The 18,721-nt window shown below is 60.3% G+C and carries 13 protein-coding genes and 1 tRNA gene; 7 read left to right on the top strand and 7 right to left on the bottom strand.

Annotated features, from left to right (window positions below):
- Positions 1–21: 21 nt before the first annotated feature.
- Positions 22–1,413 carry an LLM class flavin-dependent oxidoreductase gene (locus tag CH266_RS19305; RefSeq protein ID WP_094715954.1) on the top strand — a complete coding sequence of 464 codons (1,392 nt, stop codon included), beginning with the start codon at positions 22–24 and terminating at the stop codon, positions 1,411–1,413.
- 2,793 nt (positions 1,414–4,206) lie between these two features.
- Here CH266_RS19305 and CH266_RS26055 read toward each other — a convergent pair.
- Genes CH266_RS26055 through CH266_RS19285 form a run of 3 tightly spaced genes read right to left on the bottom strand, consistent with a single transcriptional unit; the run spans position 4,207 to position 6,873 of the window.
- Complete coding sequence (locus CH266_RS26055; protein ID WP_094665029.1) at positions 4,207–5,115, bottom strand: transporter substrate-binding domain-containing protein; 909 nt, start codon at positions 5,113–5,115, stop codon at positions 4,207–4,209.
- Positions 5,112–6,365, bottom strand: coding sequence for a methylaspartate mutase (locus CH266_RS19290; RefSeq protein ID WP_094715953.1), 1,254 nt, complete (start codon positions 6,363–6,365; stop codon positions 5,112–5,114). The genes CH266_RS26055 and CH266_RS19290 overlap by 4 nt, the downstream gene beginning before the upstream one ends.
- Before the next feature lie 4 nt (positions 6,366–6,369).
- Positions 6,370–6,873, bottom strand: coding sequence for a cobalamin B12-binding domain-containing protein (locus CH266_RS19285; RefSeq protein ID WP_094665033.1), 504 nt, complete (start codon positions 6,871–6,873; stop codon positions 6,370–6,372).
- 288 nt (positions 6,874–7,161) lie between these two features.
- On the opposite strand from CH266_RS19285, the gene CH266_RS19280 reads away from it, so the two are divergent.
- The 4 genes from CH266_RS19280 to CH266_RS19265 are packed head-to-tail and all read left to right on the top strand — an operon-like array spanning position 7,162 to position 11,273.
- Positions 7,162–8,118: a DMT family transporter gene (locus CH266_RS19280; protein WP_094715952.1), complete on the top strand. Its 957-nt coding sequence runs from the start codon at positions 7,162–7,164 to the stop codon at positions 8,116–8,118.
- On the top strand, positions 8,115–9,140 hold the full coding sequence (locus CH266_RS19275) for an aspartate-semialdehyde dehydrogenase (protein ID WP_094664565.1): 1,026 nt from the start codon (positions 8,115–8,117) through the stop codon (positions 9,138–9,140). The genes CH266_RS19280 and CH266_RS19275 overlap by 4 nt, the downstream gene beginning before the upstream one ends.
- Complete coding sequence (locus CH266_RS19270; RefSeq protein ID WP_094715951.1) at positions 9,137–10,231, top strand: amino acid kinase family protein; 1,095 nt, start codon at positions 9,137–9,139, stop codon at positions 10,229–10,231. The genes CH266_RS19275 and CH266_RS19270 overlap by 4 nt, the downstream gene beginning before the upstream one ends.
- A 34-nt stretch (positions 10,232–10,265) precedes the next feature.
- On the top strand, positions 10,266–11,273 hold the full coding sequence (locus tag CH266_RS19265; RefSeq protein WP_094664569.1) for a TauD/TfdA family dioxygenase: 1,008 nt from the start codon (positions 10,266–10,268) through the stop codon (positions 11,271–11,273).
- A gap of 53 nt (positions 11,274–11,326) precedes the next feature.
- Here CH266_RS19265 and CH266_RS19260 read toward each other — a convergent pair whose 3' ends face one another.
- The 4 genes from CH266_RS19260 to CH266_RS19245 all read right to left on the bottom strand — a co-directional run bounded on the left by CH266_RS19260 (position 11,327) and on the right by CH266_RS19245 (position 14,031).
- Positions 11,327–12,226, bottom strand: coding sequence for a LysR family transcriptional regulator (locus CH266_RS19260; protein ID WP_094715950.1), 900 nt, complete (start codon positions 12,224–12,226; stop codon positions 11,327–11,329).
- A 727-nt stretch (positions 12,227–12,953) separates the two neighbouring features.
- Positions 12,954–13,028: transfer RNA gene (locus CH266_RS19255), tRNA-Val, on the bottom strand.
- 87 nt (positions 13,029–13,115) lie between these two features.
- Entirely contained in the window at positions 13,116–13,577 is a 462-nt protein-coding gene (locus tag CH266_RS19250; protein ID WP_027497443.1) for a peroxiredoxin, read from the bottom strand.
- Between the two features lie 31 nt (positions 13,578–13,608).
- The gene (locus tag CH266_RS19245; RefSeq protein ID WP_094715949.1) at positions 13,609–14,031 is read right to left on the bottom strand and encodes a DUF3052 domain-containing protein; all 423 of its coding nucleotides are present in this window, start codon (positions 14,029–14,031) and stop codon (positions 13,609–13,611) included.
- A gap of 256 nt (positions 14,032–14,287) precedes the next feature.
- On the opposite strand from CH266_RS19245, the gene aceE reads away from it, so the two are divergent.
- Positions 14,288–17,122, top strand: a complete 2,835-nt coding sequence (gene aceE, locus CH266_RS19240) for a pyruvate dehydrogenase (acetyl-transferring), homodimeric type (protein WP_032374556.1) — start codon at positions 14,288–14,290, stop codon at positions 17,120–17,122.
- Positions 17,123–17,209: 87 nt separating this feature from the next.
- Positions 17,210–18,634, top strand: coding sequence for a PucR family transcriptional regulator (locus tag CH266_RS19235; RefSeq protein ID WP_255175966.1), 1,425 nt, complete (start codon positions 17,210–17,212; stop codon positions 18,632–18,634).
- The last annotated feature ends 87 nt before the right edge of the window (positions 18,635–18,721 follow it).

Here is an 18,721-nt window from a genome sequence, read left to right as displayed (position 1 = left end):
CCTGCCGAAGGAGTTTCCCCGGTGTCACGCGAGATTCGTTTCAATGCCTTCGACATGAATTGCGTCGCGCATCAGTCCCCCGGTCTGTGGCGTCATCCGCTCGATCAGTCGTGGCGGTACAAGGAACTTGGTTGCTGGACCGATCTTGCGAAGCTGTTGGAGCGCGGGCTGTTCGATGGCCTGTTCGTGGCCGACGTCCTCGGCACCTACGACGTGTACGGCGGCAATCACGACGCAGCCATCCGGCATGGAGCGCAGATTCCGGTGTCGGATCCACTCCTGCTCGTCAGCGCGCAGGCCGCCGTTACCGAGCATCTGGGCTTCGGCATCACCGCGGGAACCGGTTTCGAGCATCCGTATCCGTTCGCACGCAGACTCTCCACGCTCGATCATCTGACCAACGGCCGCATCGGGTGGAACGTCGTCACCGGGTATCTGCCGTCGGCGGCGCAGAACATGGGACACGACGATCAGCTGAAACACGACGATCGTTACGACCACGCCGACGAATACCTCGAGGTGCTCTACAAGCTGTGGGAGGCATCGTGGGACGACGACGCGGTGGTCCGTGATCGCGAAACGGGCGTGTTCACCGACCCCACCAAGGTGCATCGAATCGGCCACCGCGGCAAGCACTTCACGGTGCCGGGTATCCATCTGGCCGAGCCGTCGCCGCAGCGGACGCCGGTGATCTTCCAGGCCGGCGCGTCACCACGCGGCGTGCGGTTCGCGGCGCAGAATGCCGAGGCGATCTTCGTCGGCGCACCCACCAAGGAGATTCTGGCGCAAACGGTTTCGAATATTCGTCGAGCCTTGCGCGATGCCGGCCGCGATCCGTACTCGGCACGGATCTACCAGTTGCTTACCATCGTCACCGACGAGACATCAGAGCTCGCCCACGCCAAGCACGACGAGTATCGGTCGTATGCCAGTGCCGAGGGTGCGTTGGTGTTCATGTCAGGTTGGATGGGAGTCGACCTGTCGCGGTATGCGCTCGACGAGCCGCTCGGCAATGTCGAGAGCAACGCGATTCAGTCGTTCGTCGCGTCGTTCCAGTCGATCGGGGCCGACGGCAAGGAATGGACGGTCCGCGATATCGCCGAGTGGGGCGGAATCGGCGGTGCCGGTCCGCGCATCGTCGGCTCCCCCGGCGAAGTCGCGGACCAATTGCAGGAGTGGGTGGACGAGACCGACGTCGACGGCTTCAATCTTGCCTACGCCATCACTCCGGGGACCTTCGAGGATGTCGTGCGATTCGTCGTTCCCGAATTGCAGCGGCGGGGTGTTTACCGGACCGAATACACGCCGGGCACATTGCGTCACAAGCTCTTCGGTAGAGGTGATCGACTGCCCGAAGAACATCGGGCGCAGCAGATCGTGAGGGAGGTTCGTGCGAGCCGAGAATCGCTGTGAATGGTGGTCCTGAGTGGAAAACTCTCGAACCCCGAAACTGCACGTCAGATGACCACCCTTACACAAACCTGACCCAGACCCGCCCCCACACAGAGCCCCGCTCCGAAACTCACCCGTCGCCGAACGTCCCTCACCGAGAAAGAACTGCGGCATGCTGTGAGCGTGTACGCGGCCGGACAGTCGGTGAAAGGCCTGGCGAAGGAGCTTGACGTTCACCACACGGTGATTAGCAAGTCACTGAAGCAAGCGGGCGTGCGGCTACGCCAGACAGGACTGTCTGAGGCAGAAGTCGAAGCCGCGCGCACCCTGCGGGCACTGGGTTGGACGTACGCTCGTATTGCCGAGCGCTATAATTGCGGCGTTGAAACAGTTCGACGACGCCTGCGGCACGCCCAGCCAGAGGGCCGAGTCTGAACGGCCAACGCAACCCACACGATCGTCGCCTTCAATGCATAGTCGGCGGCGGCCGAAGGCACGGCGCGCATAGACACAAAGGTTGATGTCAACAAACTCGGTGGACTGTCGCAAATACTCCAATTTCCGCCGCCCTTCGCCACAAGGCTGACAATCCTCGCTACCCGCAGCACAGTTGCGGCATAAGAGATATCCGACTCAAGTTCGACCCAATCCTCGCGGTCGCCCGAACACGTCAGCATTTCCCTACCTCTTCGCACGTCACGCCTGTCGTATTGGAAGCGTGGCGATTAAACCACAGCGCCACCCACACCCGGCACGTTTGGGAAGAAGAAGGCATTACGGCGCGCGCCGGAATATGACACCGAAATCAGAGGCAGCGCACCGCAGCTATTTCGAGCTGACTTTCCGAAACTCACTATCCGATCGATGAATTGTTCACAGTTCCAAAATGACCGCGATTAAAGCTGTTATTGACCTAGCCCGTTCAAGGCTTCACGCGCCTGTCTCCTAGCACCCGATTGGCGGCGTCGCGCCTGCTCGAGATTGATCGAAACGGCACCCCAAAATGGAGCCCCGAGCCATCCGATCAGGCGCGTATGCGGCCGGACGCGTGACAAGTGTATTACCGTCCAGACGCTCGTTGGCACGGATAAGAGATAGGATGTTAGTACACCGAATGCTAACCACGTGCCGCTTCCAGCGTACGCAGTCAGAAGAGCCAGAGCAATTCCAACGGACCTAATGACGTACGACTTGAATAGCAATTGCCACTTTTCTCTAGAGGTATCGTATCCAACCCATCGAAGATACGAGTAGTACCCTAAGATTAAGGCAGTAACACTACCGATCAAAGCCAAAGCAATCGCTCTTCGGGCGTCCTGTAGACCAATCGAGTTTGAAGCACCCCGGGCGATTGACATAGTCAAGGATATGCCAACCAACACCACCGCCGGCATTGACCCGATGGCGATAGCCCGGAGGATGTATCCCAGCACGCGAGATTTGCGCGGCAAGCACGCAAAGTCCCGACTGATGTAGGCCATGGAACCGATCCGTCGCCTGCGGCGAATCACTCTACGCAGCCTCGCGCCTGAAACGTTGTATCGGGTCAGCAGATCGGTCTCGTTCGAGTCGGCCGCGATGGAAGACGCCAGCATCACACACACTGCCGCAAAGAACAGAGCTAAGGTCCATACCCCTGAGCTGGTTCGCGGTCCCCCGCTGATTGAAGTCAGTGCGGCCAGCACCAGCGACCCCACGGCCGCCACATACGCAACCCCACTCAAACAGTTCCTCCATACGGCATGTTGAACCTTTTGGACCAGATCGAGATTCCTAGACCGTCCTACTGTCAAGGTAACCGTCATTGTCGCGCACACCCCAAGACATGCAATCACGCCATCGAACGCTTCAGACGAGGTAATCCGACCAGAAATTTCGTAGTAAACCTGCCAGAGGGCATCGCCTACACCGCCAGATGAAGCACTGCCGCCGCCGAGGATAGTTAGTGCAGAGAATGGTATCCAACATAAAACGAATAGTGCGAATACCGTGAGTGTTATTACCTTTCTCCTGATTACATCAAGCGCGTCCTTCCTAGCATTCAATACAACTTGTGCATCCTCTGGCACTCCGCCTGTCACGGGCCCACCTTTCTTTGAAAAAACAGCAGAGACAAGCAAAGGGACCTTACATTTCTAGCGCAATATCCGGGGTCTTATTTGGCCCATGAGCCAGATACCGGTGGCGAAGATGTCTTGGACCTGGCGAACTCGCGTTCGCTTGGCTCCGTGACCGGCCTACTTTCTCGGCGTTGCCAGACCTGATCCCACACGATCGTGAAGGTCAGCATGTCAATCCGCCAACCAAAGTCCGTACGCAAAACTAAACCTATGCAGTAGGCCACAATATCGAACCTGTCTGCCCGGAGAAGCTCGCCGTCCAAAGCACCGTGTGAAACGTGGATTCCGATCAACTGCACCCTATCCGGGCCGTGTCGCCGTCCACATCGATGATTGGTTCGCGCTGACGTGATGTGTAGCCTGCCATATGAGCAGTGACCTTTTGCGCCTGAACCGCTTCCGACTTCAGAAGGTCAGAATTCGCCAAGCCATGGCCGAAGGTTGCTCGCAATGAAGTCCCCATTCATTCGGCAAAGTAGGCTCACACCAGTATGCATGTAGGGCGATACCCAAGTTACTGGACAGCAGCGGCGCATACGTGACCGCGGCAATCGACCCTGCACCTATTACGCAGATATCGGCACACAAGGCCAGATATCACCAGGAATCCATCTTTTGCTCTTGGTTAGAATTGCGTAAGCAACTCGCCCTGAGCACCGAGTAAGGGAAAGATGGGCCCGAATCATTCAACCAGTCACGGTGGCGAGAACTGGCCTCCCGCACTTCGTATGGGCTGATTCGAGGCTGATCGCGCTAGATTCAGAGTCGACCGTTCTCCGAGGTTTGCAGCATAAATATCGCCGTAGTGCCCGATTCGGTCCAAGACAGTTCTGAGCCAGCCATCCGACAGTCCCCATCGTGAAGCAAGCTCATCCGTCTCACCTACTAGTCGTGCGAGGGCGTCGGCTGAGTGGACAGCCGTAACCTCCGCATTTAATAGTGTGAACAGCACGTGTCGGCAGATACGAAAAAGTTCGACATTCTCGGACGATACGAAAGGTGCCATCGGCTCGTAGGAGATGGTGTCAGGGAGTACTCGATGGGCCTCTGGGTCTTGGAGGTTTGCGCGGATGCCGGCCAGCGCGGATCGATCCAGCACGTATGCGGTTGTTTCGCCGCTCAGGTAGGCATGAAGCGCAGCGTCGGGAGTTGGAGCCTCGATAGCGTTGAGCGTAATTCCGTGTTCCCGACGTAAGCGGTCCAGATTCAAAGTGGTCGTGGTTCCTGCCTGCACGGAAACCGAGCTACCGTGCAATTCCGCAAGCTCAATCACTGAACTCAACGTCATGAAGCCTTCCCCATCGTGGCAAAGGACCCCAACGAACAACACGTCGGCGTCACGTGCGGTAGTCCACGAGGTGTTCGACGCGCCGAGGTCGGCATACCCCGCCGAGACCGCGGGGATACGTTCCTCGGGTGCGGTCGGCATCCACTCAATCGATGAGTCGTCCCCCGTCAAGGCAATTGAGACTGCGCGGGCAAAGTCGACATCGAGGCCCGTAGCTGTGCCGTCGGCGCGGACAAGCGATAGCCCCGGTATCCCGAGGGAAACCGAGACGCGAAGGCCGGTCCGCCGTACCTCAGCCAAGCTTCGGCTAGTCATGTCAGAACCCGATCGACGCCGCCAGATAGTTGTTCCCGGTCGAATCGAGTTTGGTTGTAATTGAGCACAACCAGGAGTTGATCGGAGCGCAACAACGCTGCGCCCGATACCGCCGAAATCGGCATCCGCCCGGTATCACTCCATTCCAATCGCCCGTCTGCTCGAACCGTGGCGCGTGCGAGATTGGCGTTATCGGTGTGCAGGCAGAATGGGACGTCCAACAGGCCACGGCCGAAGGCGAGGTTCAAGGCGTGACCAACATTGTCCGATTGCTCGAGCGTCGCAGCAATCAAGCGGTCGGCTTCGGACATGATTGCTATGGCTTCTTCCTCTGATGCTTGGCCGAGTCGACCGGTCGGGCGCATGCGCCCGGCGAGTTCGAGTGCCGCGACGTTTTCCTCAATTGTCGGGATTCGGTGCGCTTCGGCTGGGGTCTTGACGATCAGTCGCTCCGCGCCCGATGCGTGCGCGAGCATGACGCTTCGTTCAAGCAACCTGTTCGATCCGATTGACGTGAGTGGATACACGCCCATGTAGGTGTAGATGACGGTGTGTCGTTCGGCCCGGTCCCCGATGTACCGGTCAGCGAGATTGCGAAGTGCAGTCACGGCCGCGACATCTTGGTCGAGATTGGTCTGCTGCGCGTAGCTCAACGAGATACTTTTGACACCGTACTGAGCGAAAAAAAGTCCTTCGAGCACGCTCAGCGCTACTAGCAAGCTGGGTGGGCATAGCTGGCCAAGCATGCAACCACCGAAAGTCTCAAGGTGGAGATCATTGTCGGCCGCGATCTCTGCGGTTTCGGCCCATGCGTCGACGGCGGCACTGATCGGAAGCCGACTGTAAGGCAGGCAGTAGCTGACCGGTCCGCCCTCGGTGGCTGGAAAGCCCGCGTCAACGAGAGTTCGCACAATGTCTTGTGGCTGAGCTGATCCGTGACGTATCTGGATCGGGAACTGACTATCGTGCACGTCAGCGCACATCAGCGCAGTCGATTCTGCGCCGTGCGCAACCAGTGGGTAGCCGTTTAGCGCTTCCTCAGTCGCTATCGCCAATGCGGCGGACTCGTGGTCGCCGACTCGGGTGAAGCTGTCAATTGTGATTGTCCCCAGCGTTGCGGCAGCGGCGTTTCGAGTTGCGATCAGTCCGTCTCTCATCTTTGCTTGATCTGAGAAACCCATACGAGGCTGGACAGCAATTTTTCCTGACGCCTTAGCATTCATAACGCGTTCATGAAACGGATTTGACATCGTGCTATACCCCCTCTTCTATTTTTGATGATGACGCCATGATGACGCGCTGGCCTTGGTTGGTGCCAAGCATCTCTAGCAACGCGTTCTGCTGAAGAGATGGCGACGCCGTGGCCTCGAATACCGCATTGAATCCGGCCTCGATTAGCCCGCTTGCGTGTTCGATGTTGGCATCCCCGCTGACGCCGAGCTTTCCTCCCACGACCAGTGTCACACCCGAGCACCGGTCGTCCTCTCGAATTCTCTTTGCCACGGCTGGAGCATCCAAGTGCCCGTGCCCATTGACGCTGCTGATGACAACTGCGGACGCGTCGACCCTTGCAGCGGTTTCCGCGATGAGCTCGACCGGTGTGCACGGCCCGAGGTTCACGACGGTGTGCCCCGCCTCTGTTAAAAGAAGCTCCAGAAATACTAGATTCCACATGTGGGAGTCTGATTGTATTGTCGCGAGGATCACAGACTTCTTTGCGGGTCGCTCCAGCGTCGAACTTCTTCTGGTTTCGAGCATTGGGAATGAATTTCCTTCCAAATTTGTCGGGAAGCTTGAGGCTGGGCCGTTAAGAATGTTCCACAGGTAGTGCGGAACTGGAATTCGAGTACCATCTGGAACTTCGATAGCCCTATCGAACAGACCGATTGGTCGGTGGTGCCCGTCCGAGAGTTCGATAGACCCATCGAAAGCTTGAATGCCGCCGCGTTCACATTTGTGCGGGCAACTTGCAGAATCAAGTAGTTCCCCGCCGGGGTCTGCAAACTCATCATGAAGATGTCATTCAACCGTAGGAGCCTGTTAATTATGATCGACGTCAAACCGCAGCCTTCAAGCAAGGTCGGCGTGATCGAACTCATCGCGGCAATGGTGCTGTCCGGAACGATCGGTGCCTTCGTTCTCGAATCCGGCGCTAGCCCTGGAACCGTCGTGTTCTTCCGTTGCGTGTTCGGAGCGGTGGCGCTCGCGATCTACTGCGCCGTGCGCGGCTTCTTCAGTGGCAGTGGGATGAATGCTGCCAAGCTGGGGCTGGCGGCCCTAGGGGGTGTCTTTATCGTCTACAACTGGACTCTTCTGTTCGCCGCCTACGGCAGCACCTCGATCTCTGTGGCGACGGTTGTCTACCACACGCAGCCGTTTTACGTGCTCATCCTGGGCGCCCTCATCCTTCGCGAGCGAATCACGCTGAACAAGTGGGCATGGATGGTTGTCGCGTTCGTTGGAGTCATTCTTGTCTCCGGGCTGACCAGCGGGCACCTGCTCGGCGATACCCAGTACATGATCGGCATCGGCTACGCCCTCGGGGCCGCAGTTCTGTACGCAGTCGCCACCATTATCGCCAAGCGGCTTTCCGGAGTACGCCCACACATCATCGCCCTGGTTCAGTGCGTCGTTGGAATTCCGCTCCTCGCACCGTTCATCACATATTCCGAGCTCGGCGATCTCGGTGCAGGATGGTTGTGGTTGATCGGGCTCGGAGTGATCCACACCTGCGTGATGTACATCCTCATGTACTCGTCGTACCAGAAGCTCCCCACACCGATGATCGCAGTGCTCGGCTTCGTCTACCCCGTGGTTGCGGTCATCGTCGATACGACATTGTTCGGTACTCGAATCACCCTTCTCCAGGTGTTGGGCATGATCCTGATCGTTGGGGCTAGTCTCGCCGTGAGCTTCAACGTGGGTGGACGTCGCAAGGCCACTTCTGAGGCCAAAGCGGATGCCGCCGCGGCTCCCCTCGAAGCGCCGGCGGCAACACGATGATCGCCGACGCCCCAAGAATCGCGGTCGTCGGTGCCACTGGCGCTGTCGGAACGACAATTCTAGAGCTCATCCACGACCGTAAATTCCAGCACAGCCATATTGACGCGGTAGCCTCGGACCGATCTGCGGGAAGCACGGTGCCCTTCGCGGGCGGTGAATTGGAAGTGCAGGCACTCAGCACATTTGACTTCTCCGACACTGACATCGCGTTCTTTTCGGCTGGGACATCAGTCAGTCAGAAGTGGGCGCGTGAAGCTGCGTCGGCCGGCGCACTTGTCATCGACAACACGAATGCATTCCGGATGGATCCTGACAGTCCCCTTATCGTTCCCCAGGTGAACGGTGGTCTCGCCGAGGTGCGGCCGACCTCGGGAATAATCGGCAATCCGAACTGCTCGACAATCCCACTGGTGCGAGTTCTGCATTCCCTGCAGTCCTGGTCGCCACGGACAGTCATCGTCACCACCTTTCAGGCAGCATCCGGTCAAGGACTCCGCGGTCTGGACGAACTCCGCAATTCGTCCCGTGCCGTCATAGCCGAGAACGCTGTTGACCGTCGAGAGTCCGACCGGTTTGGACGAATGTTAGCTTTCGATGTACTTCCGATGATCGACGTCCCGTTGGACACTGGGTTTTCGCTCGAAGAGCAGAAAATGACCCAGGAATCGATAAAGATCCTGAACAACCCTGACATCGCTGTCACCGCGACGTGCGTGCGCGTCCCTGTCTTCAACTGCCACTCAGAATCGGTCTACATCGAATTTGAAGATCGAGTCGACGTAGGCGAAGTGGTGCAGGCGCTCTCGACTGCGGTCGAGGTGACTGTCTATCCGAACGCCACGGAGTTCCCTAGTCCCGCAACGATTAGCGACCATGACCGTGTTCACGTCGGCCGCATCCGGGCCGTCCCTGGCAACCCGCATGCGTTGTGGCTCTGGCTCGTAGCGGACAACGTTCGGATTGGCGCAGCCCTCAACGCGATTCAGATCGCGGAACGTGTCAATATAGGAGCGGTTGCATGAGCCGCTTGACACCCCTTGTGGTCAAGTTCGGAGGATCGACCTTTCTGAACGGCCACAGTGACTACAAGCGAATCGCCGAGTACCTGATCGGAGTGCATCGCGAACATTCCATGCCAATCATTGCTGTTGTATCAGCACCGCCCGGAGCCACGGAAGCCGCCCGTGGCCGGATACACCAGGTAAACCCAAACGCGGGTGCGAAGTATGCGGCGACCTTGTTCAGTTTGCCGGACACGGAGTCTGCGGTGCTTCTCGCGGCTGCAGTAGAAGCTAGTGGGACAAGAGCTGATGCACTGAACAGTCATCAGAACGGAATTGTCACCGACCGTACGCCCCTGTGGTCGCGAATTCAGTCTGTTGACACCGCACTGCTCTGGCAGGCCCTAGAGGACGCGGACATTCTGTGTGTAGCAAGCGGCCACGGCGCAGACTCATCGGGTCGATTCACATGGATGGGGAAAAACAGTGGTGATCTGTCTGCACTGATCATTGCGAGCGCGATCGGTGCAGACACCGTCGAAATTTATTCTGACGTCGACGGCGTCTACACAGCTGATCCCCGTTTGGTGTCCGACGTCCACCTTTTGCCCGAACTGAGTTACGACGTGGCGCGGACCATGGCGTCGCGCGGTGCGAAGGTTCTGGACCGCCGAGCCCTTGATGTTGCGCGGGCTCATGGGATCACCATCAAATGCCGCGTCAACCATGGCGACTATCACATTGGCACCACGGTGACGGGCGAAGTCAGTCACATGCGAACTGCCGTCATCATCGATACGAAGTCCGTTGTCCTCGGCGCGGCCACACCCGAGGACGCTGATCTGACCCTCAAGTACTTACTGGACCGCGGCCTATCGTGTATCCGAGTCGAGGACGGTGACTACAAGAATGTTGTAGTCGTGACGGGTGGCTACACCGACATCGAGGCTCTGATGGCGAGACGTGAGGTGCCGGCCGAAATCACGGGGGCACGCCTAGTGTCGGTGGTCCGATGTCGCCATGCGTCCGACTACATCGTGGAGAACACCAACGCCGCAATCGACCTTGGGCGCGAACTACACCGCCAATCAGAAACCTTCACCACCACCTGACTTAACCAACACCCTGGACTGAAAGAGATCGCAAATGACCACCGTGATTGCGGCACGCAAGACACTCGGCCGGATCGACTTACCTGCATCGGTAACATCAGGGCTCCGAGACAAGTTGATCGAGATGGAGAATCCCTCCGACAATCCCGATCTGTCGACAACTCAACTACTGCAAGCTTTCGCGTCCATTCTCGACACAGAAGATCTCCAACAGATCCTCGACGCGGGCAGACACCCTGATACGCCCGGCGTTACTCTCCTCACTGGACTCCCTACCGATCCGGTTTTGCCGGATACACCGCCTGACGGTGGCCCGGCAAACAACAAAGCCACGTACGTTTCCGAGGGGACTGTTCTCGGCCTTTCAGCGTTGGTGGGTGAGCCATACGGCGTGCATTCGGAGAAGGACGGGCAGCTCGTCCACGACGTCATCCCTGTGCAAAGTGGAGCCAACACACAGACCAATATGGGTTCGACCGTGTTCTTGAACTTCCACAACGACATCATTCACGACCCGATCGGCCATTACACGCTCGCAAACCCCGACTTTTTGATTCTCCTGTGCGTCAGATCGGACCCTGAAGGGAAAGCCCTGACTTACTATGCGGATGCGCGCGATGTGGTTTCCCGACTTAGCCCCAGCCACACCGAGCAACTCCGACAGGCGCAGTTTCAGTTGAACGCGCCTGGCAGTTATTGCCGCGCGGTCGGGCAGGATCAGGTCTTGTCAGATGTGACCCCAATCATCACCGGCCCCGATGAATTCCCGGAAGTGGCGACGTCGGCAAACGGAATCGTCGCCCTGACCCGCGCCGGCGAGCTGGCGCTCGACGCCTTTCAGGTCGCATGTCAGGAGGTCGCCCATGAGGTCGCCTTGCGTCCCGGCCAGGCACTGATCATCAACAACCGCAAGGGCCTGCATGCCCGGAGCAGCTTCGTTGCTCGGCACGACGGCTCGGATCGGTGGTTGCAGAGAACCTATGTGCGCCGGTCTTTTTGGAATTCTCGCTACCGTGCTGAACAGGATCGTCGACTCCTGTGATCGGTCCAGCGCGGACTCAGCGCTAGCCCGTCGGGTCTCCTGCGCGTTTCGATTTACGGTGCGGACGTAGTCTGCTCTCCGGCCACCTTGCGTGCAGCCACCAGAAGTTCAGCAACCTTACGAGTGACCCGCCGACTTTCTGGATGAAGCAACAGCGTCCGCACCGTAAATGGCACCTCCCATGCCACCTCAATGAGTTCTTCTGCATCCAGCGCATCCTTCACGGTCACGCGGGGCAGCAGGGCTACCGCGTCGATCGTTAGCAGCGCTCGTCTGATCGCCTCCACCCCACCGAGCTCGACGATCGGGAATGGCTCACCATCCGGGCGACTGAGCAGCGCCTCAAACCTATCCCGGTACGCACATCCTGGTTCGGTACCGACCACGCGGGTCGCGCGGATCTCATCCAGAGTGACGGCCGCCTGATGCGCATATTCGTGGCGCGGGCCACACACCAAAGCCAGCGGTTCTTCGCACAGAACCTCGGTTCTGACGCCAGGCAGAGTGGTTCTGTCGTCGACTACAAACGCAGCATCAAGGTCGCCCCGTCCGACGGCCTCTATTGCCTCCGCGCAGAGGCTGGGCCGCAGCTGAACAGTCAGGCCCGGATGCATGTTCGACAGATACTCGAACATGGGAAGGATTCTCGATGACGTAATCGACTCCATCGCACCCAACACCATCGGCCCACGTAGTTCGTCGCCTCGTACCGATTGACGCGCTTCGGAGATGGCCGCGAGGACCGCCCTTGCATGCGGCAGGAAGAGTAAGCCTTCAGATGAGAGCTTCATTCCCGTCGACCCACGGTTGAGCAAAGTCACCCGCAGGTCTTTCTCGAGGTTCTTGATCTGCGTCGTCACCGTGGATTGCGCGTAGCCCAGCTTTCGTGCCGCCTCCGTCACAGAAGACAACTCAGCCACTGCGACGAATGCTTCTAATCCTCTTAAATCCACCCGGTGCCTCCCCCTCTAGGAAACCGATCTTACGGTTACCTAAGGGATAGTCACAGCTCAGCCCGGATCAGCCAGCCCTATTGCAGCCGAATTCAGACGTCCGCACGACTTGGGCGCGAACACGACCCGCTGCCCACTTTCCCACAGCTCGCTCGTGACAACAGCCGTTCGGACTCGCGCAACGCGCGGCGCGCGGCGACACCGGATCCGCCTAAGCGGGCAGGGCTTAGCGGACCAGGGCTCGACGATGAATAAGTGCCTGTTCGCCCGGTCGAGCGCACCCACCCGGCATGACTACGTGACGGTGAAGATGAGCGCCTGAAATGGGCAGCGATGGCCATGGACGGCTTGGTGCCGCGAGATATCGTTAAGGATTAGCAGGCGATTCGCTCGAAGCAATTCGACCAGAACAAAGGCCACCGCGCGGTCTTCGATCAATCAGCCGTCGACATAAATTGCTGAGATCGTAGCTGCACGCTTTTTTATTCGGTGCCGCGTACAGGCCGCGTCCGGCCAAGCCCGGCGTGACTAAAACCGGCCATGGTTCGAGCGGATTACCCTCGAGTGTCGACGAGTTCGAGGTTGTCCGGAGGGAGACAGAGGCCAAGGGATTTCATCGAAGGGCTCAGAACCGCACCGACGGATACGAACCGCACGGCCGAACGGGGCGAGGATGACCTCGAATTCAAAATGACGTCGGTGGTCAAGGGTTCGATCGTCGCTTCTCTGGTGGGCGCAGAGGGGTTCGAACCCCCGACCGCTGGTGTGTAAAACCAGAGCTCTACCGCTGAGCTATACGCCCGTGTGCCGGTGGCCTGGGGACTACCCCGGGCCACCGGAACGCTTGGAGAAATTTATCGTGTCTGATCTCTAACTACAATTCCGCAGGTCAGCTCACCTGTGCGAGAGCCTCTGCCCACGATGAACTGTCGCGAGCTTCACCGGGACCGTTCATTTCGGCGAATCTGATGATTCCGGACTTGTCGACCACGAAGGTTCCACGATTGGCGAATCCTGCGCTGTCGTTGAATACGCCGTACGCCTGAGCCACTTCACCGTGTGGCCAGAAGTCGGACAGCAGCGGAAAGGTGTAACCCTGCTCTGCTGCCCAGATCTTGTGGGTCGGAGGCGGACCTACCGAGATCGCCAGGATCGCGGTGTCGTCGTTCTCGAATGTCGGTAGCTCGTCGCGCACTCGGCACAGCTCGCCCTGGCACGTTCCGGTGAAGGCCAGTGGATAGAACACGAGCAGTACGTTCTTCACGTCCCGGTACGACGACAACGTGACCAATTGGTTGTTCTGGTCTTTGAGGGTGAAGTCGGGCGCAACAGCGCCAACCTCGATCGGCATCTAGAACCGTCTTCCTGTGTCGAGCATGGGCCTACCGCTTGCTGGTAGGGGTCTTGGGCTGAACCAATCGACTTCCGATCCAGTCACCGAGATTGGCCGCAGAGGTCTGCGTCAATCCGGCTGTCGGAGCGGACTCGGCAATCTCGCTGGGCTCCACATGACCGGACATGCCGGTCTTGGGGCTGAGGACCCACACGATTCCATCGTCCGAGAGCGGACCGATGGCATCCATGAGTGCATCGACCAGGTCACCGTCTCCGTCGCGCCACCACAGCAGTACGACATCGATCACCTCGTCGGAATCCTCGTCGAGGGTCTCGCCACCGATCGCATCTTCTACGTCGGCGCGCAGATCATCGTCGGTGTCCTCGTCCCAGCCCAGCTCTTGAACGACCATGTCGCGAGTGATGCCAAGTTTCTGAGCGTAGTTCTGAGCGTCCGCCGCGGCGACCACGGTGGTGACCTCCTTGAATTGTGGGTGCAGTAGACAAAGCGAACAGGGTCGAAGCCGTTCGCGCAAGCTGACCGCGCCGAAATTGCGTACATAAATTTCTACTGGTGGGTATCGGACCTCTGTACTACCAGAACGGACGAGATGCGGCAGGATTGGGGAGGAATCACGAGAACGAGGAATGTAGATCGCCGTCACAGGGGCGAGCTACCGGACCGGGCGCCACACCGAGCGTCCGCCACATTGAGGAGTGCACACGTTGTCCGAAGTGAACAGCGGCGAACGGCAGAACACATCGTCTGCAGGCAAGAAGGGCTCGGACGGCCGGGTCCGCGTCATCCGTGAGGGTGTCGCGTCGTACCTGCCCGATATCGACAACGACGAGACCAACGAATGGATCGAATCGTTCGACGGCTTGTTGGAGAGGTCCGGCCCCAACCGCGCTCGCTACCTGATGCTCAGGTTGCTCGAGCGCGCCGGCGAGCGCCGCGTCGCGCTCCCGTCGCTGACATCGACGGATTACGTCAACACGATTCCCACCGAGAACGAGCCGTGGTTCCCCGGCGACGAGTCGATGGAACGCCGCTACCGCGCCTGGATCCGCTGGAATGCCGCGATCATGGTGCACCGCGCACAGCGTCCGGGCGTCGGCGTCGGTGGCCACATCTCGACCTACGCGTCGTCGGCTGCGCTGTACGAGGTCGGCTTCAACCACTTCTTCCGCGGCAAGGATCACCCGGGCGGCGGCGACCACATCTTCATTCAGGGCCACGCCTCCCCCGGCATCTACGCCCGCGCCTTCCTCGAAGGCCGCATTCCGGCCGAGCGCATGGACGGCTTCCGTCAGGAAGCGAGCCATGTGAACGAGGGCGGCGGACTGCCGTCCTACCCGCACCCGCGTTTGATGCAGGACTTCTGGGAGTTCCCGACGGTGTCGATGGGCCTCGGCCCGATGAACGCCATCTACCAGGCGCGCTTCAACCACTACTTGAACGACCGCGGCATCAAGGACACCTCCGATCAGCACGTATGGGCGTACCTCGGCGACGGCGAGATGGACGAGCCGGAATCGCGTGGACTCGCACATGTGGCTGCGACCGAAGGCCTCGACAACCTCACGTTCGTCGTCAACTGCAACCTGCAGCGTCTCGACGGCCCGGTGCGCGGTAACGGCAAGATCATCCAGGAACTGGAGTCGTTCTTCCGCGGTGCCGGCTGGAACGTCATCAAGGTCGTCTGGGGCCGCGAGTGGGACTCGCTGCTGCACAAGGACCGCGACGGCGCGCTGGTGAACCTCATGAACACCACGCCCGACGGCGACTTTCAGACCTACAAGGCCAACGACGGCAGCTACGTCCGCGATCACTTCTTCGGCCGCGACCCGCGAACGAAGGAGCTCGTCAAGGATCTCTCGGACGACGAGATCTGGAACCTCAAGCGCGGCGGCCACGACTACCGCAAGGTGCACGCTGCCTACGCGGCTGCGATGTCGCACAAGGGCCAGCCGACGGTCATCCTGGCGCACACCATCAAGGGCTACACCCTGGGCAAGCACTTCGAGGGCCGTAATGCCACGCACCAGATGAAGAAGCTGACGCTCGACGATCTCAAGACGTTCCGCGATCTCCAGCACATCCCGATCTCGGACGAGGAGCTCGAGAAGGATCCGTACATGCCGCCGTACTACCACCCCGGTGCGGACGCTCCCGAGATCCAGTACATGCTCGATCGTCGCAGCAAGCTCGGCGGATTCGTCCCCGAGCGCCGCGTCGACGTCAAGCCACTGCCGCAGCCCGGCGACGACACCTACAAGACGCTCCGCAAGGGCTCGGGCAAGCAGGAAGTCGCTACCACCATGGCGCTCGTGCGCGTCATGAAGGAGCTGTTGCGAGACAAGGAGATCGGCCACCGAATCGTGCCGATCATTCCTGACGAGGCCCGCACGTTCGGTATGGACTCGTGGTTCCCGTCGCTGAAGATCTACAACCGCAACGGCCAGCTGTACACCTCGGTCGACTCGGAACTGATGCTCGCCTACAAGGAGAGCTCGGTCGGTCAGATCCTGCACGAGGGCATCAACGAGGCAGGCTCCACGTCGTCGTTCACCGCGGTGGGTACCTCGTACGCCACGCACGGCGAGGTCATGATCCCGCTGTACATCTTCTACTCGATGTTCGGTTTCCAGCGCACCGGCGACGGTCTCTGGGCTGCCGCGGATCAGATGGCCCGCGGGTTCGTGCTCGGTGCCACGGCAGGTCGCACCACGCTGACCGGTGAGGGTCTCCAGCACGCCGACGGTCACTCGCTGCTGCTGGCGTCGACCAACCCCGCGGCCGTGGCCTACGACCCGGCGTTCTCCTACGAGATCGCGCACATCGTCAAGGACGGTCTGCGTCGCATGTACGGCGGCACCAAGGGCCCAGACGGAGAGTTGCTGCCTGGTTTCGGCGGCGAGAACATCTTCTACTACATCACCCTGTACAACGAGCCGTACGTACAGCCGGCCGAGCCCGAGAACCTCGACGTCGAGGGGCTGCTCAAGGGCATCTACCGGTTCGCAGAACCACAGGAGGGCGACGGACCCGAGGCACAGCTGCTCGCGTCCGGCGTCGGCATCGTCTCGGCCCGCAAGGCACGTGAGTTGCTGTTCGAGGAGTGGGGCGTTCGTTCAGCCGTGTGGTCCGTCACCTCGTGGGGCGAACTGCGCCGCGACGGCGTCGAAGCCGAGAAGGAGTCGCTGCGTAACCCGGGTGCCGACAAGCGCGTTCCGTTCGTCACCTCGGCCCTGGCCGATGCCAACGGCCCGGTCATCGCGTCCTCCGACTGGATGCGCGCCGTGCCGGATCAAATCCGCCAGTGGGTTCCGGGCGATTACGTCACCCTCGGAACCGACGGCTTCGGCTTCTCCGACACCCGCCCGGCTGCACGACGGGTGTTCAACGTCGACGCCGAGTCCATCGTCGTCGCCACACTGTCCGCTCTCGCGGCATCGGGCGAGATCGACAAGTCCAAGGCCGTCGAGGCTGCCGAGAAGTACAAGATCGACGACGTCACCGCAGCTCCGACGTCGTACGCCGATACCGGCTCGGCGTAGGTCTTCGCCGTGATCGGCCGACCCCCGTTCCACCTCGCGACGAGAGTCCAACGCGAGGTGGGCGGGGGTCGGGCGTAGGTTCTCCTTATGTCCGATGCGAAACCCGATTCACCGGACAGTTCGTCCGCGCGTGATGTCTCCCGGCGCGACGCTTACCGTGAAGCGTTGCGTGAGTCGTTGTCTCGTGACTCCCCGGCCCGTGACTCCCCCACCCGTGATTCGCTCACGACCGACAACGAGGTCCACCTTCCGGTCAACTCGTTGGCCCCTTCGCGCCAGAAGCGCGACCCTCTGCCCGACGCCCTGTTACGACGCGTCAAACAGTTCTCCGGCCGCCTCTCGACCGAGGCAGTGACCACGATGCAGGGCCAGTTGCCGTTCTTCGGCGATCTCGACGCCGCCCAGCGGGCCAGCGTCCAGCTGCTGATCCAGACGGCCGTCGATAACTTTCTCGAATGGCTCAAGAACCCGAACAGCGACATTCGATTCAGCCTCGACGCCTTCCAGGTGATCCCGCAAGACCTTGCCCGACGCCTCACGCTGCGTCAGACCGTCGACATGGTCCGGGTGGCGATGGAGTTCTTCGAGCAGTGGCTCCCCGCGCTCGCGCGCAACGACCAGCAGTTGGTCGCGCTGACCGAGGCCGTACTGCGGTACGGCCGCGAGCTGGGGTTCGCAGCGGCATCCGTGTACGCCAGTGCAGCCGAGTCACGAGGGGCGTGGGACACCCGCCTCGAAGCCCTCGTCGTCGACGCCGTCGTCCGTGGCGATACCGGATCGGACATGCTCTCCCGTGCTGCCACGTTGAACTGGGACGCCACTGCGCCCGCGACGGTATTGGTGGGCACTCCCCCGGAAGACCGCGGCGTGTCCGTGGTGGGCACCGTGCACTCCGTCGCTCAGAAGCACGGTCGAGCTGCGTTGGCGGTGGTTCAGGGGACCCGATTGGTGATGGTGGTCAGTGGCCAGCTCGACGACACCGCGGCGCATCACGCGTTCATCGACGACATGTTGCAGAACTTCTCCGACGGCCCTGTCGTCATCGGTCCCACCACCCGCACCTTGGGCGCAGCGCACTCGAGCGCGGTGGAGGCCTTTGCCGGCATGCAGGCCGTGGCGGGCTGGCGGGGCGCACCGCGGCCGGTTCACGCGGGCGAGTTGCTGCCCGAACGAGCGTTGCTGAACGACGGGGCAGCTATCTCGGCTCTCAACGATCATGTCGTCGTGCCGTTGGCCGCGGCAGGTTCGGGTTTGGCCGACACGCTCGATGCGTATCTCGACTGCGGCGGTGCCGTGGAAACCTGCGCTCGGCAGCTGTTTGTTCATCCAAATACCGTCCGGTATCGGCTCAAGCGCATTGCCGAGGTGACCGGTCGTGATCCCACTCACCCGCGCGATGCGTACGTTCTTCGGGTCGCGGCAACGGTAGGTAGGTTGGCTCGAACGCATCACGAACCGACATATCCAGCCCCATATGTCACACAGGTCACATTTGGTGAGGTGGTCACGTAACGCCGAACCGCCTTCCGGCGATAGCGCGTCTCCACGAGGCAATTTGTAGGGTTCCCACAAATTGCTTGTCGAGAGTTCATCGAGCGC

The sequence above is a fragment of the Rhodococcus sp. 06-1474-1B genome, assembly GCF_002258885.1.
In the GTDB taxonomy this organism is placed as follows: Bacteria; Actinomycetota; Actinomycetes; order Mycobacteriales; family Mycobacteriaceae; genus Rhodococcoides; species Rhodococcoides fascians.
This window is presented reverse-complemented; position numbering and strand designations above follow the sequence as displayed.